The sequence below is a fragment of the Streptomyces catenulae genome, from assembly GCF_000718015.1.
Lineage (GTDB): Bacteria > Actinomycetota > Actinomycetes > Streptomycetales > Streptomycetaceae > Streptomyces > Streptomyces catenulae.
Genome location: NZ_JODY01000015.1, coordinates 151,860 through 171,641 on the forward strand (window position 1 = coordinate 151,860; position 19,782 = coordinate 171,641).

The following is a 19,782-nucleotide window of genomic DNA, read 5'->3' on the forward strand; positions in this document are numbered from 1 at the left end:
GATGTCAGCCCCGGGTCAGCTTCTTGTACGTCGCACGGTGCGGACGGGCCGCGTCGGCACCGAGCCGCTCGACCTTGTTCTTCTCGTACGACGCGAAGTTGCCCTCGAACCAGAACCACTTGGACTCGCCCTCGTACGCCAGGATGTGCGTGGCGACGCGGTCCAGGAACCAGCGGTCGTGGGAGACGACCACGGCGCAGCCGGGGAAGTCCAGCAGCGCGTTCTCCAGCGACGACAGGGTCTCGACGTCGAGGTCGTTGGTCGGCTCGTCGAGGAGCAGGAGGTTGCCGCCCTGCTTGAGGGTGAGCGCCAGGTTGAGGCGGTTGCGCTCACCACCGGAGAGCACCCCGGCCGGCTTCTGCTGGTCCGGACCCTTGAAGCCGAACGCCGAGACATAGGCGCGCGAGGGCATCTCGACCTGGCCGACGTTGATGTAGTCCAGCTCGTCGGAGACGACGGCCCACAGCGTCTTCTTCGGGTCGATGTTCTCGCGGCTCTGGTCGACGTAGGAGATCTTGACCGTCTCGCCGACCTTGATCGAACCGGCGTCCGGCGTCTCCAGCCCCTGGAGCATCTTGAACAGCGTGGTCTTGCCCGCACCGTTCGGACCGATGACACCGACGATGCCGTTACGCGGCAGCGTGAACGACAGGTCGTCGATCAGCACCTTCTCGCCGAACGCCTTGGAGAGGTTCTCCACCTCGACGACGACGTTGCCCAGCCGCGGGCCCGGCGGGATCTGGATCTCCTCGAAGTCCAGCTTCCGCATCTTGTCCGCCTCGGCGGCCATCTCCTCGTAACGCGCCAGACGCGCCTTGGACTTGGCCTGCCGCCCCTTGGCGTTGGAGCGGACCCACTCCAGCTCGTCCTTGAGCCGCTTGGCGCGCTTGGCGTCCTTCTGGCCCTCGACCTTCAGACGGGTCTGCTTGGTCTCCAGGTACGTGGAGTAGTTGCCCTCGTAGCCGATGGCCCGGCCGCGGTCCAGCTCCAGGATCCAGCCCGCGACGTTGTCGAGGAAGTACCGGTCGTGGGTGACGGCGACGACGGTGCCCGGGTACTTCGCGAGGTGCTGCTCCAGCCACTGCACGGACTCGGCGTCCAGGTGGTTGGTGGGCTCGTCGAGAAGGAGCAGGTCGGGCGCCTCCAGCAGCAGCTTGCACAGCGCGACGCGGCGGCGCTCACCACCGGAGAGGTTGGTGACCGGCCAGTCACCGGGCGGGCAGCCCAGCGCGTCCATCGCCTGCTCCAGCTGGGTGTCCAGGTCCCACGCACCCGCGTGGTCGAGGTCCTCCTGGAGCTTGCCCATCTCCTCCATCAGCTCGTCGGAGTAGTCGGTCGCCATCAGCTCGGCGACCTCGTTGAAGCGCTTCAGCTTGCCCATCACCTCCTTGGCGCCGTCCTGGACGTTCTCCAGCACCGTCTTCGACTCGTCCAGCGGCGGCTCCTGCAGGAGCATGCCGACGGTGTAGCCGGGAGAGAGGAACGCGTCACCGTTCGAGGGCTGCTCAAGACCTGCCATGATCTTCAGCACCGTGGACTTACCGGCGCCGTTGGGGCCCACGACACCGATCTTCGCGCCCGGCAGGAAGCTCAGCGTCACGTCATCGAGGATGACCTTGTCACCGTGCGCCTTGCGCGTCTTGCGCATCGTGTAGATGTACTCAGCCAAGAGAAACCGTCCGGCAGTCTGGATCGTGCGGGTCTGTAGGGGCTCCGCCGCGTGGGCCATGAAGCGGCGTGGCCGCGCGAGGGCAGATACACCCATCTTGCCGTACCGCCCGGCCCTGGCGGAAACGCGTGGGGGAACGGACGGGGACGGAAACCCGCGGAACGGCCCGGGAGCGCAGGTCCGCCGCCCGGCCCGGCGCCACCGGGACCCGCCCGCACCCGGAGCCCGCGGCCGTCCCCGCACACGGCGGCGGGCGGCCCCCCGTCCCCGGGGTGCCGCCCGCCGTCGCTCACGGAGAGGTGTTACGCGGTCTTCTTCTTACGGAGGAAGAACACCGCACCGCCGCCGATCAGCACCAGCACCGCCGCGACACCCGCGATCATCGGGGTGGCGCTGCTGGAACCGGTCTCGGCGAGGTCACCGCCGCCGGTGGTGCTGCTCCCACCGTTGGTGCCGCCCACCGACGCGGGGCTGGGCTGCGGGGTGGGCTTGCCGCCACCGGAACCGGCGGTCTTGCAGTCCAGCACGCCCGAGAACGACTTCTCGAAGCCGCCCGCACCCTTCACCGCGATCTTGTACGGCTGGTCCTCGCCGACCGGCACCGTCACGGTCTTCGACTCACCGGGACCGACCTCGTAGTCCTTGCCGGACACCGAGAAGGGGAACGCCTCGTCACCGCTGTTGGTGGTGGTGACGTCCACCCCGCCCTTCGCGCAGTTCTTCTGCGCGGTCACCGCGGGAACGGCGCCCTGCTTCTTCCACGACGCGGTCGCCGCCGCCGACACCGTCGACTCGCTGGAACCGGCCAGGATCTGCGTCTGGCTCTTCGCGTGCTCACCGATACCGGTGAAAGCCCGGCCGACCGGCACCTTCGTCGCCGCCTGCACGGTCAGCGAGGTGCTGCCGTCCTCCGCGCCCTTGGGCACGTCGAAGAAGAGCTGGGAACCGTCGGCGGCACCCGTGACCGGCTTGCCGTCCTTGCCGACGATCTTCACGCCCGACGGCAGATCCGCCGCCGGGGACACCGCGACGCTGTCCGCGTTGGTGTGCACCGTCACCGGGCCGAGACGGCTGCCCGACTTACCGGAGACCGCCGGGGGGTCCAGCGTCAGCGACGCCTTCGGCTCCGAGAGGTTCTGCGCACTGCGCTCCAGGTAGTCGGCGAGCTTCTCGGCCGCCGGGTTCACCGCGTCCACCTTGACGTGGTCGGAGAACCGCCAGATCGCGACCTGCGTACCGGCCGCCGCGGTCTTCTCCGTCAGCCCCTGCGCACCGGCCTTCTGCGCCAGCGCCGCCAGGTCGTTCACCTGCGGGTACGAGTTCTGCAGGATCCAACGGATCTTGCCCGCGTCCGCGTTGTTGTGCAGCGACGAAGCGCTCCAGGGCACCTCCTGGTACTTCGCCTGCTGCTGCGTCGGGTTGTGCACGTCGATGCAGTACGTCTGCAGCGTGCCACCGTTGTCCACGGACATCTCGAACAGGCCCGCGCCGAGGGGCTGGTCCCCACCCTCACCGTGCACGACCGCCTGGTCGTAGACCTTCAGTCCACCGAGCGTGGCCGTGGCACCGCCGTGCCCAGCGACCGTCTCGTCCGCCACGGCGGGCCCCGCCGTGGCTATCGCACCCGCCGCGACCAGGCCCGAAGCCACGACCGCGGCGGCAAGACGGGCTGCGCCCCGCCTCTTCCTCGAAAGCATGAATTTCCCCTCTGGGCGAGGCGGTCGAGTGGGGAGAAGCCTCGCCGGAAAGATCCCAGACAACTCAACAGCTGAACAGATCAGCCCCCGTGAGTACTCGTCGGATCCTAGGGAGAAGCCGCAACCCGGTCCCCAGGATCACACCCCTGCAAGCGATCCGAATCGCAATCGTTATCGAGAGGGGAACGTGGGGGCTGGGTTTATCGATAAATCGGCGGCGGGGAGGGGGGATTCCCCCCTCCCCCTCCCCTCCCTCCCCCACTCCCCACCCCACCCCCGGCATACGACTCCCCCACACCGAGTACGCACCGCAATCAGCCACCGCCCAGCGACATCCGCACTCCCCGGGGAAGCCCGCACTCCCCGAGTGAGCCCGCCGCGCCCACGAGCCCACCCGGCGCCCACCTCCGCCCTACGCCCTCACCCCGCCCCAACTCCCTCCAGCGCTTCCGCATCCGCCGCACCCGCATCCGCCGCATCCGCATCCGCGCCCGCCGCCGTACCGCCCCCGGCCCGTGCAGCCACTTCGGCCGCACCCCCGCTCCCGCCGCCCCCGCTCCCGCCCGCAACAGACGGACTCGGCACCGACATCCCGGTCGGCGTCACAACCGGCGCCCCGCTCGGCGCCCCGCTCGCCGTCGGCTCCGCCTTCCCCCACGCCCCCGCGCCGCCTCCCGTGGACCAGTCGGGCGCCAACTCGCTCCCCCGTGTGCCGCCTTCGCCGGGCTGCGGCTCGGGGCGCGGTCGGGGTGCCGCGCGGCGGAACGCGGCGGTCCCCCGGGTGAGGTCATGGCCGATGGCGACGGCCTCGACCTCCGCCGCGAGCCAGCGCTGCCCGCCGCGGTCCGCGGGCTGTTCGCCCTCGCGTACCCGCAACCGGCCCTGCACCAGCAGCGGTTCGCCCACCGTCACGGATGCCGCGACATGGTCGGCGAGCGCGCGCCACGCCTTCACCGTGAAGAAACTGGTGTCGCCGTCCATCCACCGCTCGCGCGCCCGGTCCCAGCGCCGGGGCGTCGCCGCCAGCCGGAACCGCACCACCGGTACGCCCGTCGGCGTCGTCCGGTGCTCCACCGCCGTGGCGGCGTTCCCCACCAGCGTGACCATCGTGTCGTTCATCGCATCCCCCTCGTCGGGCAGCCGTCCCACGGCGTTCCTGCCGTGGACGGTTCCCATGCTGCGCGCCTCCGCCGCTCCCCGCCCGGGCCTGTGGACGGCACACCCGCATGTGGACAACTCGCCCGCCCGAACGGGGAATTCAGCACCCCCGGCACAAGGTCCGAGGAACAACACCGGCCCACTTCCAGGCGCGACGGCCCCGCCCGCCGCCTCAACTCCCCGAAGCCACCGCGTACTGCTCCCGGACCTCCTGGTACCGCAGCAGTTCCGCGGCGACCGGTTCGAGGACATGGGCCCTGCCGCAGTGGGCCGCCGCATCGCGCAGGCGGCGCTCCGTCTCCTGGCCGTGGCGGCGGGCCGGGGCCCGGGCCGCCGCCGCGCACGCCCAGGTCAGCGTGGGTGCGCCCAGGACGCCGAGGGCCGCCACGACCAGCGCCGCCGGCCATCCGGTGACGTCCGCGGGCCCGGCGAGCGTCCCCAGCAGCCACACCGTGCCGACGAGTTGCAGGACACACATCAGCCCCTGGAGCCCGGCGGCCACCGTCCACCACCTCGGCCTGTCGGGGCCGGGCCGCAGCGCCGCCTCGGCGTCCGCGGCGACCGTGTCCAGCGCCGCGGGCAGCTCTTCGGCGCCCCGCCCGGCGGCGTCCCGTACGGCCTGGGCCCACGGTGCGGGCAGTCCGCGGGACGCCTCGCCGACGAGGGTGCGTACCGCCTGTTCGACGACGGGGCGGGCGGCGGCGCGGTCGTCGGTGGCGCGCGGGGTGCCGGTGGTGGGGCGGGTGCGTCGGTGGTGGAGGCGGGTCCAGGGGGTGGCGCAGGCGCGTTCGGCGTGGCGGAGCCAGTCGTGTTCGGCGGTGCGGCCGGTCGCCGCGGCGCCGACGGCGTCGGCGAGCCGGTCGTCGAAGGCGCGGCGGGCCGGTGCGGTGAGCGTCACGCGGCCCTGGGTGGTGTAGGCGGGGCGCAGGCGACCGGCGGCGGCGTCGAGGTCGGCGGCGAGGCGGCGGTCGGCGGCGCCGCGGTCGGCGACGAACCGGGCGAGGGTGTCGCGCAGTTCGCCGACGCCGGTGCCGGTGGCGGCGGAGAGGGCGAGGACGGTGGCGCCCGGTTCGCCGTGTTCGCCGAGCGCCATGCCGTCGTCGTCGAGCAGGCGTCGCAGGTCGTCGACGACCTGGTCGGCGGCGTCGCCGGGCAGCCGGTCGATCTGGTTGAGGACGACGAAGGTGACCTCGGCGTATCCGGCGTGCGGGCGGAGGTAGCGCTCGTGCAGGACGGCGTCGGCGTATTTCTCGGGGTCGACGACCCAGATGACGGCGTCGACGAGGGCGAGGAGCCGGTCGACCTGTTCGCGGTGGCCGGTCTGTGCGGAGTCGTGGTCGGGCAGGTCGAGGAGGACGAGTCCGTCGAGTCCGGTGGCGTCGCGGGCGGGGGTGTGGCGGCGGTGCGGGGGGACGCCGAGCCGGTGGAGGAGCCCTTCGGCGCCGGGGCTGCCGCCGCTCCAGACGCAGGCGACGGGTTCGCCGGTGGTGGGCCGGTGGGCCCCGGCGCGGGAGCGGGGTGCCCCGGCGAGGGCGTTGAAGAGGGAGGATTTGCCGCTTCCGGTGGCTCCGGCGATGGCGACGACGGTGTGCCGGGTGGACAGGCGGCGGCGTTCGTCGGCGGCGTCGAGGACCTGTCCGGCCTCGTCGAGGGTGGTGCGGTCCAGGCGGGTGCGGGAGAGCACGATCATCTGGCGCAGGGCGTCCAGGCGGGCCTGGAGCGTGTCGCCGGGGTGGTGGCGTCCGGTGTCGGGGAGCGCCCAGCCGTACGGGGCGTCCGCGTAGGGGGCGTACGCGGGGTCCCGGTGGGTGTCGTGGGGTGCGGGTCCGGTCGGCGCGGGGTCCGTGCCCGGGGGGTCGGCGGGGGGTGCGCCGTCCCACTGTGCGCCGATGCGGCCGCCTTCGGGGAGCGGTCGGCGGTCGGTGTCGTCCGGGGTCCAGGGGGTGGGGAGGCGGCGTCGGCGGGCGGGGTCGCGGGGTGCGGTGGCGGGGGCGCGGCGGGCGATGAGGCCGTCGTCCCAGGCGGTGGCGCCGGTGACGAGGCTGCCGTCGGTGCAGACCACGGTGCCCGCCGCCCAGGGCCGGTGGTCCTCGGGGGCGGGTCCCGGGGGCACGGCGGCCGGGGGCTCGTCGGTGGGTGCGCCGCGGGTCCGGCAGGCGGGGCAGCCACCGGTGCGCCCGCACGCCCCGCACGGTGCGGGGTGCGCGGCCGCCGGGTCCGGCCCGTCGGGAACGTCGCCGGGTCGGCTCGCCCCGTTCATCCGGTCACCTTCTCCCTCTGCAGTACGGACAGTGCGGCGATGAGTTCGGCCTGCTGGTCGGGGGGGACGGCGAGCCGTTCGAGGGGGGTGAGGCGGCGTTGGCGTTCGGCGGTGAGGGCGCGGTCCAGGTGGGCGGTGAGGAGGCGGGTGCCGCGGTCGTGGAGGTGGAGGGTGCTCCGGGCGCCGAGGAGGGTGGCGAGGCGTTCGGCGGCGGCGCGGGCGCGGTCGCCGCCGAGGAGGGCGGTGGCGAGCAGGGCGGTGGGTTCGTCGGGGGTGACGGAGCCGGGCCGTTGGGCGGCGCGTCCGCCGCGGGCCTCGCGGATCTCCTCCTCGGTGAGTTCTTCCAGGCAGCGGCGCCAGCGGCGGACGGCGACGCCGAGGCGGTCGGGGGTGCCGGTGGCGCCCGCGGCGGCGGTCGGTGCGATGTCGGCGGCGGCCGGGTCGCGGCGCCAGGCGTCGGCGGTGCGTTCATCGGCGCGTTCGACGGCGCAGGTGAGGAGGGCGGTGAGGCCGTGGGTGAGGGCGTCGAGGAGGTCGTCGGGGCGCCCGCCGAGGGCGTGGTCGCGCCAGTGTGCGCGGGCGTCGCCGGAGAGCACCTCACCTGCGGCGATCTCGCGCCGTACGCGGGTGGCGGCTTCGCCGTAGGTCTCCTCGACGCGGGCGGCGAGGCGCAGTGCGGCGGCGTGCTGGGCGGCGGCGGCACCGGCGAGGGCGGGCAGGCGGCTGCGGAAGGAGGCGATGACCCCGGTGGTGGTGCGGTCGGCCGCGGCGGTGCGGGCGGGTGGGTCCTGGGCGTGGCGGGCGAGCCAGTCGCGGAGGGCGGCGACGGCGGTGGCGGGCAGCAGTCCGCTGCCGCGACCTGCGGATTCGGGGAGTTCGGGGATGGTGAAGCGGGGGACGTGGCCGAGTCCGGCGCGCTGGAGGAGGGCGGCGTAGCGGGCGGAGATGTCCGTGGCGATCTGGTGCGGCACCCGGTCGAGGACGGTGACGAGGGTGACGTCGTACTCCTTGGCGGTACGCAGGAGGTGCCAGGGGACGGCGTCGGCGTAGCGGGCGGCGGTGGTGACGAGGACCCAGATGTCGGCGGCGCAGATGAGTTCGGCGGCGAGTTCGCGGTTGCGGGCGACGAGGGAGTCGATGTCGGGTGCGTCGAGGAGGGCGAGTCCGGCGGGGAGGGCGGGGTCGGTCTCCAGGCGGAGGGTGGGGACGGCGGATTCGTCGCGGGCGCTGTGCGGGGGTTCGTACCGTCCGGGTGCGGTGTCGTCGCCCAGGGGGGTGTCGCCGGTGCGGTGCGTTCCGCTTGCCCCGTAGGTGGGGTACGGGGGTGTGGTGCGGGTCTGGGTGCGCCGGGGCTCGCGGGTGGCGGGCGCGGGGCCTTCCTGTTCGGGCACCCAGAGGCGCGCCAAGTGGGGCAGGACGCGGCGTCCGGCGAACCAGTGCAGGTCGTCGGGGTGGCAGACGAGGACGGGGGTGCGGGTGGTGGGGCGCAGGACGCCCGCTTCGGAGACGCGTCGGCCGACGAGGGAGTTGACGAGGGTCGATTTCCCGGCGCCGGTGGAGCCGCCGATGACGGCGAGGAGCGGGGCGTGGGGGGCGCGCAGCCGCGGCATGACGTAGTCGTCGAGTTGGGCGAGGAGTTCGTCCCTGCTGCGCCGGGCGCGGGCCGCGCCTCTCAGGGGCAGCGGGAAGCGTGCGGCGTCGACGCGGTCGCGCAGTACGGACAGGGCGTCGATGAGTCGGGGTCGTACGTCCAAGGTCGCCACATGTGCAGAATGCCCAATTTGATTGGGTTTTTGAAGCGTATACACCTGTGTGCGTGCCATAAAAACCACCACAGAACGGTACGAGCCGCGCATGAGACGATCGAGGCGCGCGACCGACAGGCATAACGACTGCACAACAGCCGCCGCCGGAGTGGCCAAAACCGGTGCAGGATTCGTACCCGCCTGCGATTATCGGGACCGCTTCACGGAATCTCCACAACGTGCCACGGAGGTGAAGCAACCGGGACGAGGCACCCGGACCCCTATCCTTGTCCGCGGTCCGTGATCCACGTCCACCACCGGCCCCCGTAGCTCAGCGGATAGAGCAGGTGCCTTCTAAGCACTTGGCCGCAGGTTCGAGTCCTGCCGGGGGCACTCCAGGACAGACCCTCCTTCGGGAGGGTCTTTTTGCTGGTCGGGGGCTGTTTTCCGGTATTGCGAGCCTCTTCCGTGACCGGTCCACCGCCGCCTTGGAATGTCCGGCTGAGGCCGGTCGAAGGCGGCCTCCGGCGGCCGTTCGGCCCGAAAACGGCCCGAAATTCGGGCCGCCCGCTGCGGCCCTGGTTCCCAGCGCGAAGACGCGTGACCCGGCACTGATTCGGCGATCAGGACCGCCGAAGGCCCCTCCTCCGCCCACCGCTGGAACGGCGCTGCACTCAACGACCTCGTCCCTTCGCCGTGCCCAGGTGAGGCAGGGCACCGGGCAGCTTCTGCGGGCCTTCGATGCGCCGCTGGAGTTCGGTGATCTGGCCGGTGACGCAGCGGGCGTACGTGGAGAGCAGGACGGGGACGCTGTTGTCGGCCCATTCGGCGACCTGGGCGGGCGGGATGCCGTTGTTGAGCCAGGTTGGTCAGGCAGGTGTGCCGGAGGTCGTAGAAGCGCTTGCCGACCGGCGAGCGGAACTCGTGCCCGGGCAGGACCGCCTCACGGGCCTTGGCCCAGGCCCGCCGGTAGACGGAGCCGGCGAGGAGACCGCCCTTCTCGCCCGGGAAGAGGAGACCGCCGGGCTTCAGCTGGCCGCGGGCGATGAGGGCGCGGAGGATCGCCGCGAGGGCGGGGTGGACCGGGACGATCCTTGTGTCGCCCGACGCGCGGCCCTTCAGGGTGCGGGTCTCGTGGGCCTCGCCGTCGTCGGTCCAGTGGCCGCCGACCTCGGGCTCGGCGGTGTGGACACGCAGTTCGCCCCAGCCGGTCGCGGGGAGGACGGCGTCCTCGATCCGCAGGGCGACCGCTTCCTCGGGGCGCAGACCGGCGTAGTAGAGGGTGGCGTAGAACGCCGTGAGCCGGTGGCCGGTTCGGGGGCGGGCCGCGGTCCAGGTGAGCAGCGCTGCGACTTGGTGGGGGTTGAGCAGGGAGCGCTTGTCGACGGCGCCTGAGGTCTTCGGCGCGGGGTGCCCGCTCTTGCCTGTGGGTAGGGGGTTGGCCTGGAGGGCCTTCTGGCGGACGGCGTACTCCAGGGCGACATTCAGGATGCGACGGTACCGCTTCGCCGAGCTGGCGGCGGCCGACGTGCCGTCGAGCACGGTGTCGAGCGCCTGCAGGACGGCGTCGACGTGCTTGGTGTCCTCCCAGGCGCTCATCGGCAGTGAGTTGCGCCGGACCCACGCCAGGATCGCCCGGTACTCGGGCGGGGCCTCGTCCCGCCGCTTCTTGTTGAAGGCGTACTCCCGCAGCGTCTTGCGGACGCACACCCTCGTACTGCACGGGCTCGGTCCGCAGGAGCACGAGCGTGGCCTTGGTCAGCGCCTTCGCGGTACTGACCCGGTTGTTCGCCGAGATCCGGGACCACTTCATGTCCACGTACTGCAGGGCGAAGTCGTACCAGGTGGTTCCGGCTACGGATGCTCCGTGGGAGACGGGCCGACCGGTGTTCCGGTCGAATGGCTCGCCGTTGTTGGCGGCGACGAGGAGTGCGGCGCGGAAGGACTCGGCCGCCGCGCTCGTCTTGAACGCCTCGCCGTGCCGCTGGCCGTTGACCGACCAGCGCACGGTGTAGGTAGTGCCGCGCTTCCCCTTGTAGACCTCGGTCTTACGGAACCGGACGTTGTAGGACCGGTTGGTCACGCGGCTCCCTCACAGTCGGCGAGCCAGTTTTCCAGGTCACTGCGGCGGATACGCAGGCTGCCGTTCGGGAGTTTCACGCAGCGGGGCGCCCGGCCTTTCTGGCGCCAGTCGTAGAAGGTCGACCGGGAGATCTGAAGTTCGGCACAGATTTCGTCCACGGTCAGTTTGTCGCGCGAGCGGGTGGCGCCCTTCATCGAGCGTCCCGCCTCCTCGACGCGGAGGGAGTTTCGGGAAGGGGATATCGGAGATCGGGGCAAGTGTTTCCTCGTACGGATGGAGCGGGTTACCGGAGGGCGGCAGGAAGCGCCGTCCGAGGAATTCAATGGTCCGGAGAATCGCCGGTTTGGCCAACCGGCGATCGTCGGCTATATTTCGCCCGCTCTGCCTGGGCCCGGTAGGGGGAACGGGGTGCAGGAAGGCCCTGAAGTGCCGCGGCATGGGCGGCGAGCTGGTACGAACGGCAGCATCGGGGGCAGGTGCGGGCGGGCACGGCAGTCCCGGTGGCGACCTTCCCGCCAGGCTGGATTCGAGGGAATCAGCGGCATGGGCGTGTTGTAGCTTGCTTCCTTCGGCACCGGGAACGCTTTCCCTTCTGCTGTGAGCGATCCTCCGACCATCGGGGTTTCTGAGGGGGTTTTGGTCAGCCAGGATTCGGGTCCAACGTTTTTCCGGTCGCCCCAAAAAAACTTCTGGAGAGTTTGTGAACTATCTCTGGACTTTTGCCCCCCTGGTGTGGCTTCCTGTCCGTGCCCCGGCCCGGCCGGGGCACCTGCCCCCGATTTGCAGCGAAGGTGGTCGTTCGACATCGCCCGTATCCGCACCATCAAGCCCGAGGCATTCCACTCGGAGTCCCCCGCGGAGGTTTCTCTCTCCGCCGAGCGGACGTTCTTCGGGCTGCTCACCCAGGCCGACGACCACGGCCGGTTCCGCGACCAGCCCGCCGTCATCGCCGGTCTGCTCTGGTCCCTGCGCCCCGGGCACGGCCCGATGGGCGTCGAGGACGACCTCGCCCAGCTCCACGCCGCCGAGCTGATCTGCCGTTACCAGGGCGCCAACGGCAAGCAGTACCTGCACATCGTCACCTTCGGCCAGCACCAGAAGGTCAACCGCCCCAGCGGGAGCCGGCACCCCGGCTGCCCCCACCACGATCACGGCGTTCCGCGTGAGCCCTCACCGATGACGCACGCACCCGTCACCGAGCCCTCCACACCGGCACGCGGAGGACTCACGGAGGCCGAGGCGAGCAGCAAATACGCAGGTCAGAGGCGATTCAGTGAGCCCTCATCGCGGACGCAGGGAGACCTCACGGAGCCCTCAGTGAGGACGCACGATCCGGATCTAGGATCTAGGAACAGGGATCTAGGATCTACTCCGTTGGGCGGCGCAAGCGCCCCCGCGCCCCAGACGGTCTCGACCAAGGATCTCATCGGCGAGTACACCGCCGCCTGCAGCCACCGGCCGCCCGCGAGCGTGCTCGGCCAGCTCGGCAGCGAAGTGAAAAAGCTTCTCGATGAGGGCATCGAGCCGGACCACGTGCGTGCCGGTCTCGACCGGCACCGGGCCAAGGGGCTGCACCCCCGGACCCTGCCCAGCCTCGTCCACGAGGCAATGAACGCCGCCACGTCCGCCCCCGGCACCGTCCACCGGTCGTGGACCAACCCTGCCGACGTCGCCGCAGCCTACGGCGGTGACCGGTGACCGCCACCCTCACCGATGCCCCGAACCGCCGCGGCCCGATCCCCCGACGGCTCGACGCCATCCTCGCCGCACGCGGCATCGACCCCGCGGCAGTCGGCGCACAGGAGCCACCGAGCGAACCGGTCACCGCCCTGGAACTGGCCGATGCCCGCATCCCTGCCCGATACCGCACGGCCCTGGGTGACCACCCGCAGGTCACCGCCTGGGCCGACGCAATCGCCGCCGCCGGGCGCCCCGGCCCCGGCAGCGCGCCGGGCATCGTCGAAGGCCCGTCCCTGCTGATCGCCGGCCCCACCGGCACCGGCAAGACCCACCAGGCGTACGGCGCCGTCCGCACCCTGCTCGCCGCCGGAGTGCGGCTGCGCTGGGAGGCCGTCACCGCCGCCGACCTCTACGCCCGCGTGCGCCCCCGCTCCGGCCACGACGCCGAACGCGACCTGCAGAGCCTCGCGCGCTGCCCGTTGCTGCTCCTGGACGACCTCGGCGCGGCCCGGACCAGCGAGTGGACCGAGGAGCTCACCTACCGGCTCATCAACCACCGGTACGAGCACCTGCGCCCCACCCTCATCACCACCAACCTCCCCACCGACGCCCTCCGCACCACCCTCGGCGACCGCATCGCCTCCCGCCTCGCCGAAATGACGGAACGCGTCGTCCTCACCGGCCCCGACCGCAGGCGCCGCACCCAAGCCTGACCGGCCTCGGGGACCGGTCCCCATCGCGCAGGGGCCGGGAGACCTCGCCCATCGGGACCGTGCGACACCGTCCAGGAGACCGAGCGTGCAGGCAGGCGGGGACCGTCCCGCTCGCGGTCCCCGCCGGGGACGGTCCCCCTGACACACCGTCGGGGACCGTCCCGCCAAGAACCGGGGACCGTCCCGGCCGGACACGGGGACCGGTCCCCACAAAGATGCAGGTCACCGCCGCTTGGAGACACCAATCACCAGTTCCCGGAACGGAATTGAAAGGGCGCACCGGTGGTGGGGCCCGTATCAACGCTGCCGGTCCCCTCGCTCGCGGGAAGCGACACCGAGCCACAGGAGCGCGATCCCCGAACGCAGTGAGTCACGGGGACCGGTCCCCGGCACCGCCCGTCCCCTGCAACGACCACGTACGGCCACGGTCCCGAGAAGTCCACCCGAGCACCATCACCTCGCACACACCCGAGCCCTCTCCCACCCCCACCTCACCAGAAAGAGCCCATGCACCAGCAGCACCACGAAACCCACATCGACCTCAGCGCGGGAACTGCCACCTCTGCCCCAGGCGGAGCAAGTTGTACCGGGAGCAATGCTCCCGGAGTATCCGCCCCGGGGGTGACGGGGACGGTCCTGTGCCAGGGGGCACCGGACCGGCAGGAAGCGGCCGAGGGCGGATCGCAGCCGGGGCAGGCCGAGCCGTCCGAGCCCCTCACACGTGTGCGTCAGCGTCCTCGTCAGCCCAAGCCGCTCAAGCGTCTGCATCAGCCGAGCTGCCGCATGAACGATGCCGAGTACGAGCGCTTCGCCACCGCGGCCGCCGTCTGTCACATGAGCCACGCGGCCTTCCTCGCCTACGCCGTGGACAAGGCTGCCCGCGACCTGAACCGCACTGCCGCCGACATCGCCACCGAGCATGAGGTGGTCCAGGAGCTGTTCGCCGCCCGCCGGCACCTGGGCCGCATCCACGGCCTGTTCAACCAGGTCGCCAAGGCACTCAACTCCGGCGTCGACACACCCCACCTCGCCGACGCGGCACAGGCCGTCCTACGCGCGGCCCGACGCATGGAGAGCGCCGTCGACGCCCATCTCGCCCACCGCGACGGCGGCGCCCCGGCATGATCCCGAAGATCCACAAGTGTGGCGGCAGGACGATCGGCCTGATCCGCTACCTGTACGGCCCCGGCACCCACGAAGAGCACATCGACCCGCACCTGGTGGCAGCGTTCGACCCGCTCACCCCCGACCCCGGCCGAGACCCGCAGGCCACCTACAAGCGGCTCCAGCAACTGCTCGACCAACCCGTCGAAGCCCTCCCCGAGCAACGCCGACCGGACAAGCACGTCTGGCACCTGTCCGTGCGCGCCGCTCCCGAAGACCCCGTCCTGACCGACGAGGACTGGGCGGCCATCGCCCGCCGCATGGTCGCCACCACCGGCATCGCCCCCGAAGGTGACGAGACGGCGTGCCGATGGGCCGCCGTCCGGCACGCCGACGACCACATCCACATCATCGCCACCCTCGTCCGCGAGGACGGCCGCCGCCCCCGCCGCCACAACGAAGCCCGCCGCGCCCAGGCCGAATGCCGCAGCATCGAAGTCGACCACGGGCTACGCCGCGTCACCCCAGGGGACGGCACCGCCGCCAGACGCCCCACCAGCGCCGAGCGCCGCAAGGCCGAGCGCCTCGGCCGGAAAGCCCCCGCGCGTGAGTTGCTGCGCGAACACGTCCGCCATGCGCTCGCCGGCGCCGCGAATGAAGCCGAGTTCTTCGACCGACTCGCCGCCGAAGGCGTGCGCGTCGACAAGCGCCTCGCGCCCTCCGGCGACGCCCTTGGCTACAAGGTCGCCCTGGTCGGTGACCGCAACGAGGCGCACGAGCCCATCTGGTACTCGGGATCCACGCTCGCACCGGACCTGTCGCTCCCCCGCATCCGCAAGCGGCTCGCGGCCACCGCCGACCTACCCGGACTTCCCGCCACCCTTGGACGCACTGGTCTCTCCGCCCCGGCCCGTGCCCGCCACGTCACCGCCGAGGTCACCGACTCGGCCCTGGTCTCAATGGCATCCCGCGGCGACGGCACGGCGGCTGCCCAGCTGATCGGGATCGGCGAGGTCCTCGATGCCCTGGCCCAGACCGGGGCCGCAGCCACACGGGCCGAACTGCGAGTAGCCGCAAATCACTTCGAGCGCGCCACACGCTCCGAAATCCGTGCCGAGGAAAGGGAGATGTACGCGCTGCGCCGGGCGGCCCACCAGATCGTGCACTCCGGCCCTGCCTTGGGAAGCGGTCAGGACAGCGCCGCCACCTCCCTGGTACTCGACGTCCTGGTGCTGGCAGTCGTCGTCGCCGCCCGCTGGCACGCAGCCCGGGGCCATGCTCAGCAGGCAGAGGCCGCCCAGCGCGCCGCCGACCATCTGCGTGCCGCCTATCGGGCCACCGCCACAGCGCCCCTGACCGCCCTGGGTACCTATGGCCGACGCCTCCCCGCCCAAACTCGGCAGCGGCATGCCGGCACGATCCGCGCCGTTCTCCCCCACCTCTCCGAACGCCTCCAGGCCGAGCCAGGCTGGGATGCCTTGGCCGCGATGCTCGACCAAGCCGACCGCGCCGGTCATGACACCGCCGCCCTGCTGACCAAGGCCGCCACACAACGCGAGCTGGACAGCGCGAACTCCCTCAGCGACACCCTCGTCTGGCGACTGCACCACCTCGGCTACCTCACCCAGCCCACGCCCCGGCCCCAGCGCCATCGGACAGCTCCGGGCCCGGCCGCAGCCCCCGTCGCCCGGCAAGAGACGAGCCGACCCCGGCAACGGTGATCACTGCCGCTCCGACACCTCCGGGGCAAGCAACTCCAACGCCTCCTCCCAGCGGAACCGGTCCGCTCCGCCGCCGGACTTCGGCCGGTGAGGCTCGGACGAGCTGATCAGGACGCCCATCTCGCGCAGTCGGCCCAGGCTCTGCCGGTACGCGGGGTGGGCAGCCATGGCGGAGTTCAAGTACGGGAGGACAGCAGTAGGTATACCGAGGCCATGCGCCTCGCACAGGATTCCCAGTGCCAGGGTGTCGGCGATCCCGGCGGCCCATTTGTTGATCGTGTTGAAGGTGGCAGGGGCGATCGCGATGGCATCCGCCGGCGGCAGTGGGCGGGGGGCGCCGGGGCTACGCCAAGCGGAACGGATCGGGTATCCGGTCCGGGCCTCGATCGCCTGGACGTCGAGGAAGCCGAGCGCTTGCGGGGTGGCGACGACGCCGACGTCCCACTGCTGTTCCTGCGCGGCGGCGATAAGCTTGCCGACATCCCCGGCGATCCCGGCCGCGCAGACCACGACATAGAGGAACGGCTTCTTCGATGGGCTGAGCTGATCACTCATGCGAGGACTTCCCCGTCTCGGCCGACCGCTTGCTGAACTCGATGAAGTGAGACCAGATCTGCCGCGGGAAGGTGACGACAGCTCCGGCCCTGCGCTTGGAGTCGCGGACCAACACCTTCTCCGGGTGGTTATCGGCGACCTCTACGCAGCTCTCATTCTTGGTGTAAGTGCTCGTGCGCCAATTTGGCATCTCAGCCACGGTTCCCCCTTCCTGTGCGAACAAAATGCTCGATGGCGGTCAAGATGAGATCCCTGGCGGCCTGCCCATAGACCGCTGACCGCCGAAGAAGCTCAAACGTCTTGACATACGATTCGATTTCGCCGGGCTGGGTCACGGACATCTCCGCAGAAGTGGTCTCCACCAGGACGACCTTGTCGTCGAACATCGAGAAGGGGTGGCCGAGCCAGACGGAAAGGGGAGCGGATCGGGGAATGATCCCCAGGCTGAGTCGGGGCAGGGCCAGCGCGGCCATGAGGCGGTCGAGCTGGCCGCGCATGACCTCTGAGCCACCATGATTCGAGTAGAGGGCCTGCTCGCCGAGGAGCACATTGAAGATCCGGCTCCCCTCGTAGAGATACTTCTGCCGTTCGAGGCGCTTGGCCACGGCTGCATCCGTGTCCGGCGGATTGCCGTAGAGGTTCGTCGCCACCTCGAAAATCGCCTCGGCGTACTCGGCGGTCTGAAGAGTGCCCCAGATGAGGTTGGGATCCCAGATCCGGAAGACCTTGGTCTTCCCGTAGAGCGGCATCAACCTCTTCTGGGGGCCTTCGGTCCCGGCCTGGAGCTGCCGACGCCACTCCATCCACATCTCGTCGATGTGGCGGACTGTGGCCACCAGGTCGGGGGCGTCCGCCTCGTGGCCGGTCATCCGGCACCAGAGGTGTATGTCCGCCTCGCTCGCGTTCTGCTTACCGTTCTCGATGCGCGAGACCTTGGACTCCTGCCAGCCGGTGGCAGCGGCGAAGGCCCGGCCGCTGGCGAACCCCGCATCCTTGCGGAATCCGCGCAGCCGGGCACCCAACGCCTCCCGCGTCTCTCGTGCTTGATCGCTCACGGAAATGTCAGGGCTTGTACTCGGCAGTGGGGACGGCGAGGGACCACATCAGGTCCCGAACGCGAATGCACTCAGCGACAACAGAAGGGCTCTCGATGATTTCCGAGCCCAGGACCCTCCCCTTCTCGCCGAAGTGCCCCACGGCGAGAATTCTGTCGTCGAGGAGCCACCAATCATTGCCATTCACAGGGAATTGCAGGCCCTCGGGGAGTTTGTGCCGCGGCAACCATCTGATTTCTTCGCCGGCCTCCTCGTTGACATCGGTGGTGGCGTACTCCCATCGGATATAGGGAGTGTGCGGCTCGGTGACGACCCGCACCCGCCGGACCGTTCCCCCTGAGCCCGTGACCCGCCTCATGAGCTGAAGCCAGGGCGCCATGAACGCATCATCGCCCGCCCTTCCGTTGAGCCAGTCCTCAAACGGCCCTGACTCATCCGGAACGGAGTAGTCGTCCCTCAGTTCCAGATGGAAGGCGTCATGTGTGACGCGCTCAATGAGCTGGTTGCGCTCGGCGCTGGAGATCAGCTCCACGCGGTTCCTCCAGTAGGGCGGTGATCGCGTCCCTGGGGACCTCGACCACGGTCTCGTAGTCCGGAATCTCCATCTGAGCCAGGGCGTCGACGTCGGTCACCTCCCGGCCCTGGACAACGTACGTGCCGCCCGGCGTGAGGATCATGAGGGGGTCCTCAAGGCGCGCGAACTCACCTGCGGGAAGGCCGTCGTTGACCAGGTGCTCGAACAGCTCGGTGGGCACCTCCACAGCCGTCTCACCCTCGGCAAGGGTGAGCTGCATCAGCAGGTCGTTCGCGAAGATCTTCCATCCCTGGACGAGGTAGGTGTCACGGTCAGTGGCGTAGAGCGTCGGACAGTCGCCCGACTTGGAGTTCTTACCGAGGAACCGTAGCTGCATGGCTGGTCTCCTGTCCGCTGCCTTGCGCAGATTTGCGTGACACATCGATAGTCGAAGGGGCACACGACCGCGTCAACCAACGTGCTGCAAACTCCCGCAATTTCCTTGGGCGTTGATGCTCAGGCGCTCTACGTTCGTGACCCGCCCATCCCTGAAGCGTGATGTCGGGCCTGCCCCTCGAATCGAGAGACACCTCTCGCCGCTGGGGGCCCAGGCCACAGCCCGGAGGGAAGTCCCGTGACCGTGACCGCATGCCGCGCCAGCTCTGTAGGCGCCCCCGTCTACAGCGAATCGCTGCCGCGCGCCGCCGCGTCGGTGAGGCACTCCCGCCTGCTCATCAGCGCCGGCCTGACCACGTGGGGGCTGGACACCTTGGTCTCCGACGCCACGCAGATCACCGCAGAGCTGGTGTCCAACGCTGTTCAGCACACGTCGAGTTCGATGATTCGCGTGGCCGTCGAGCGGCCTTCGCTGACCCGGGTGCGCCTCACCGTCTCGGACCGGTCGCGGCGACAGCCCACCCTCCGGGAGCCGGACACGGATGCAGAGTCGGGACGGGGTCTGGTGCTCGTCATGGCCCTGGCCGAACGTTGGGGCACGGAGAACCGCAGGTGGGGAAAGATCGTCTGGGCCGAACTGACGATGCCGGAACCACATCGTGTCGCACCGCTTCACTGGCGTGATGCCTGATGGGCACGCACACGAAGCCGCGACTGCACCTCGCGATCGCCCCCCACGCTCCCTTGGGCCCCCGGACCGTTGACCAGCTCATGCGACGGGTTCCGGGAGCCTCTCCCAACGGGCAACCGCCCGACGGGTACCAGCCCCCGGACCTTGTGGCGGCAGCTCGGGAATCCACGCCGGACGAGGCACTGGTGCGACTCCTGGAGGCTCTGCGCCAGTGGGAGGCGACAGCCGGAACGCCGCCCTCTCCGGCCGCCCCCATCACGCTGGATGCGATCCGGACCACCGCCGAGTGCGCCCTGTCGCTCTATCGGAAGGGCGACCCTGGCGGCGAGTTCCCCGCGGCGCTCGGCGCCGTGACCGGCTGCATATCCGGCCTCCTCGCCTACGCCGAACGCCATCTCGACACCGGCCGCGTCGTCGTCCGCGAAACCCTCCGCCGCGCACGAGCCGTGAAAGGCGGCGAGCAACAGCCCAGCCAAGAAGTTGCGGTCGTGGTCCGCGACCTGGTGTGCCTCCTGGGCTCCGGCAGCGGAGCGGCCGAGACCCCTTAGGGGCCTGGCACGGACGCTCCGCGAAGTACCCGGCCGACACAGGAATGCAGCTCGAAAGGCTTTCATCGTGGACTGGACACGTATCCCCGGGCCCTGGACGCCCCGGTACCGCTCGCACTACCTGCGCAACACGAACCGCCTCCTTCGCGCACCGTCACCCGCAGACCGGCTGCGTGCGCTCGCCGTGAAGGCC

19 protein-coding genes and 1 tRNA gene are annotated in these 19,782 nt (G+C 70.9%); 9 read left to right on the plus strand and 11 right to left on the minus strand.

Features of this window, described 5'->3' with window-relative positions:
- Nucleotides 1-4 precede the first annotated feature (4 nt).
- The 5 genes from ettA to IF23_RS0115630 form a co-directional block, all read right to left on the minus strand.
- A complete protein-coding gene (gene ettA / locus IF23_RS0115610) occupies nt 5-1,669 on the minus strand; it encodes an energy-dependent translational throttle protein EttA (protein ID WP_078654000.1) in 1,665 nt (554 codons plus the stop codon).
- Nucleotides 1,670-1,971: 302 nt separating this feature from the next.
- Nucleotides 1,972-3,366 carry an LAETG motif-containing sortase-dependent surface protein gene (locus IF23_RS0115615; RefSeq protein WP_030284000.1) on the minus strand — a complete coding sequence of 465 codons (1,395 nt, stop codon included), beginning with the start codon at nt 3,364-3,366 and terminating at the stop codon, nt 1,972-1,974.
- A gap of 420 nt (nt 3,367-3,786) precedes the next feature.
- Complete coding sequence (locus IF23_RS0115620; protein WP_425423841.1) at nt 3,787-4,542, minus strand: single-stranded DNA-binding protein; 756 nt, start codon at nt 4,540-4,542, stop codon at nt 3,787-3,789.
- A 154-nt stretch (nt 4,543-4,696) separates the two neighbouring features.
- Nucleotides 4,697-6,784 carry a GTPase gene (locus IF23_RS31245; RefSeq protein ID WP_051739593.1) on the minus strand — a complete coding sequence of 696 codons (2,088 nt, stop codon included), beginning with the start codon at nt 6,782-6,784 and terminating at the stop codon, nt 4,697-4,699.
- On the minus strand, nt 6,781-8,547 hold the full coding sequence (locus IF23_RS0115630) for a GTPase domain-containing protein (RefSeq protein ID WP_078654001.1): 1,767 nt from the start codon (nt 8,545-8,547) through the stop codon (nt 6,781-6,783). The genes IF23_RS31245 and IF23_RS0115630 overlap by 4 nt, the downstream gene beginning before the upstream one ends.
- Before the next feature lie 302 nt (nt 8,548-8,849).
- Here IF23_RS0115630 and IF23_RS0115635 point away from each other — a divergent pair.
- From IF23_RS0115635 to IF23_RS34955, 3 genes are all read left to right on the plus strand, one after another.
- Nucleotides 8,850-8,922 (plus strand) — tRNA-Arg (locus IF23_RS0115635).
- Nucleotides 8,923-9,288: 366 nt separating this feature from the next.
- Nucleotides 9,289-9,924, plus strand: coding sequence for a hypothetical protein (locus tag IF23_RS35600; RefSeq protein ID WP_030284007.1), 636 nt, complete (start codon nt 9,289-9,291; stop codon nt 9,922-9,924).
- A 353-nt stretch (nt 9,925-10,277) separates the two neighbouring features.
- Nucleotides 10,278-10,544: a hypothetical protein gene (locus IF23_RS34955; RefSeq protein ID WP_030284009.1), complete on the plus strand. Its 267-nt coding sequence runs from the start codon at nt 10,278-10,280 to the stop codon at nt 10,542-10,544.
- 64 nt (nt 10,545-10,608) lie between these two features.
- Here IF23_RS34955 and IF23_RS0115650 read toward each other — a convergent pair whose 3' ends face one another.
- Nucleotides 10,609-10,806: a helix-turn-helix transcriptional regulator gene (locus IF23_RS0115650; protein ID WP_030284010.1), complete on the minus strand. Its 198-nt coding sequence runs from the start codon at nt 10,804-10,806 to the stop codon at nt 10,609-10,611.
- Between the two features lie 610 nt (nt 10,807-11,416).
- On the opposite strand from IF23_RS0115650, the gene IF23_RS0115655 reads away from it, so the two are divergent.
- From IF23_RS0115655 to IF23_RS0115670, 4 genes are all read left to right on the plus strand, one after another.
- Entirely contained in the window at nt 11,417-12,310 is an 894-nt protein-coding gene (locus IF23_RS0115655; RefSeq protein ID WP_030284012.1) for a hypothetical protein, read from the plus strand.
- On the plus strand, nt 12,307-13,005 hold the full coding sequence (locus tag IF23_RS0115660) for an ATP-binding protein (protein ID WP_030284014.1): 699 nt from the start codon (nt 12,307-12,309) through the stop codon (nt 13,003-13,005). The genes IF23_RS0115655 and IF23_RS0115660 overlap by 4 nt, the downstream gene beginning before the upstream one ends.
- Before the next feature lie 783 nt (nt 13,006-13,788).
- Nucleotides 13,789-14,130: a hypothetical protein gene (locus IF23_RS0115665; protein WP_030284016.1), complete on the plus strand. Its 342-nt coding sequence runs from the start codon at nt 13,789-13,791 to the stop codon at nt 14,128-14,130.
- Nucleotides 14,127-15,830 carry a relaxase/mobilization nuclease domain-containing protein gene (locus IF23_RS0115670; RefSeq protein WP_078654002.1) on the plus strand — a complete coding sequence of 568 codons (1,704 nt, stop codon included), beginning with the start codon at nt 14,127-14,129 and terminating at the stop codon, nt 15,828-15,830. Before IF23_RS0115665 ends, IF23_RS0115670 begins: the two co-directional genes overlap by 4 nt.
- Here the strand turns inward: IF23_RS0115670 and IF23_RS0115675 are convergent, their stop codons facing one another.
- From IF23_RS0115675 to IF23_RS0115695, 5 genes are read right to left on the minus strand one after another with little or no spacing between them, the layout of a single operon-like run.
- A complete protein-coding gene (locus IF23_RS0115675) occupies nt 15,831-16,385 on the minus strand; it encodes a flavoprotein (RefSeq protein WP_030284020.1) in 555 nt (184 codons plus the stop codon).
- Nucleotides 16,378-16,575, minus strand: coding sequence for a DUF397 domain-containing protein (locus IF23_RS0115680; RefSeq protein WP_030284024.1), 198 nt, complete (start codon nt 16,573-16,575; stop codon nt 16,378-16,380). The genes IF23_RS0115675 and IF23_RS0115680 overlap by 8 nt, the downstream gene beginning before the upstream one ends.
- A gap of 1 nt (nt 16,576) precedes the next feature.
- A complete protein-coding gene (locus IF23_RS0115685) occupies nt 16,577-17,440 on the minus strand; it encodes a helix-turn-helix domain-containing protein (RefSeq protein ID WP_030284026.1) in 864 nt (287 codons plus the stop codon).
- A 7-nt stretch (nt 17,441-17,447) separates the two neighbouring features.
- A complete protein-coding gene (locus IF23_RS0115690) occupies nt 17,448-17,972 on the minus strand; it encodes a DUF6879 family protein (RefSeq protein WP_030284027.1) in 525 nt (174 codons plus the stop codon).
- Nucleotides 17,932-18,351: a hypothetical protein gene (locus IF23_RS0115695; RefSeq protein ID WP_030284029.1), complete on the minus strand. Its 420-nt coding sequence runs from the start codon at nt 18,349-18,351 to the stop codon at nt 17,932-17,934. Before IF23_RS0115695 ends, IF23_RS0115690 begins: the two co-directional genes overlap by 41 nt.
- A gap of 237 nt (nt 18,352-18,588) precedes the next feature.
- Here IF23_RS0115695 and IF23_RS0115700 point away from each other — a divergent pair, with 237 nt between their 5' ends.
- Together IF23_RS0115700 and IF23_RS0115705 are read left to right on the plus strand one after the other, a co-directional pair.
- Nucleotides 18,589-19,041, plus strand: coding sequence for an ATP-binding protein (locus tag IF23_RS0115700; protein WP_051739594.1), 453 nt, complete (start codon nt 18,589-18,591; stop codon nt 19,039-19,041).
- 185 nt (nt 19,042-19,226) lie between these two features.
- Nucleotides 19,227-19,589 carry a hypothetical protein gene (locus tag IF23_RS0115705; RefSeq protein ID WP_030284032.1) on the plus strand — a complete coding sequence of 121 codons (363 nt, stop codon included), beginning with the start codon at nt 19,227-19,229 and terminating at the stop codon, nt 19,587-19,589.
- Nucleotides 19,590-19,782: the final 193 nt, after the last annotated feature.

Bases quoted from the DNA above. Each gene is read 5' to 3' on its own strand.
- IF23_RS0115615 (WP_030284000.1), bottom strand. From the start codon at position 3,366: ATGCTTTCGAGGAAGAGGCGGGGCGCAGCCCGTCTTGCCGCCGCGGTC.
- IF23_RS0115620 (WP_425423841.1), bottom strand. From the start codon at position 4,542: ATGGGAACCGTCCACGGCAGGAACGCCGTGGGACGGCTGCCCGACGAG.
- IF23_RS31245 (WP_051739593.1), bottom strand. From the start codon at position 6,784: ATGAACGGGGCGAGCCGACCCGGCGACGTTCCCGACGGGCCGGACCCG.
- IF23_RS0115650 (WP_030284010.1), bottom strand. From the start codon at position 10,806: ATGAAGGGCGCCACCCGCTCGCGCGACAAACTGACCGTGGACGAAATC.
- IF23_RS0115665 (WP_030284016.1), top strand. From the start codon at position 13,789: ATGAACGATGCCGAGTACGAGCGCTTCGCCACCGCGGCCGCCGTCTGT.
- IF23_RS0115670 (WP_078654002.1), top strand. From the start codon at position 14,127: ATGATCCCGAAGATCCACAAGTGTGGCGGCAGGACGATCGGCCTGATC.
- IF23_RS0115675 (WP_030284020.1), bottom strand. From the start codon at position 16,385: ATGAGTGATCAGCTCAGCCCATCGAAGAAGCCGTTCCTCTATGTCGTG.
- IF23_RS0115680 (WP_030284024.1), bottom strand. From the start codon at position 16,575: ATGCCAAATTGGCGCACGAGCACTTACACCAAGAATGAGAGCTGCGTA.
- IF23_RS0115695 (WP_030284029.1), bottom strand. From the start codon at position 18,351: ATGCAGCTACGGTTCCTCGGTAAGAACTCCAAGTCGGGCGACTGTCCG.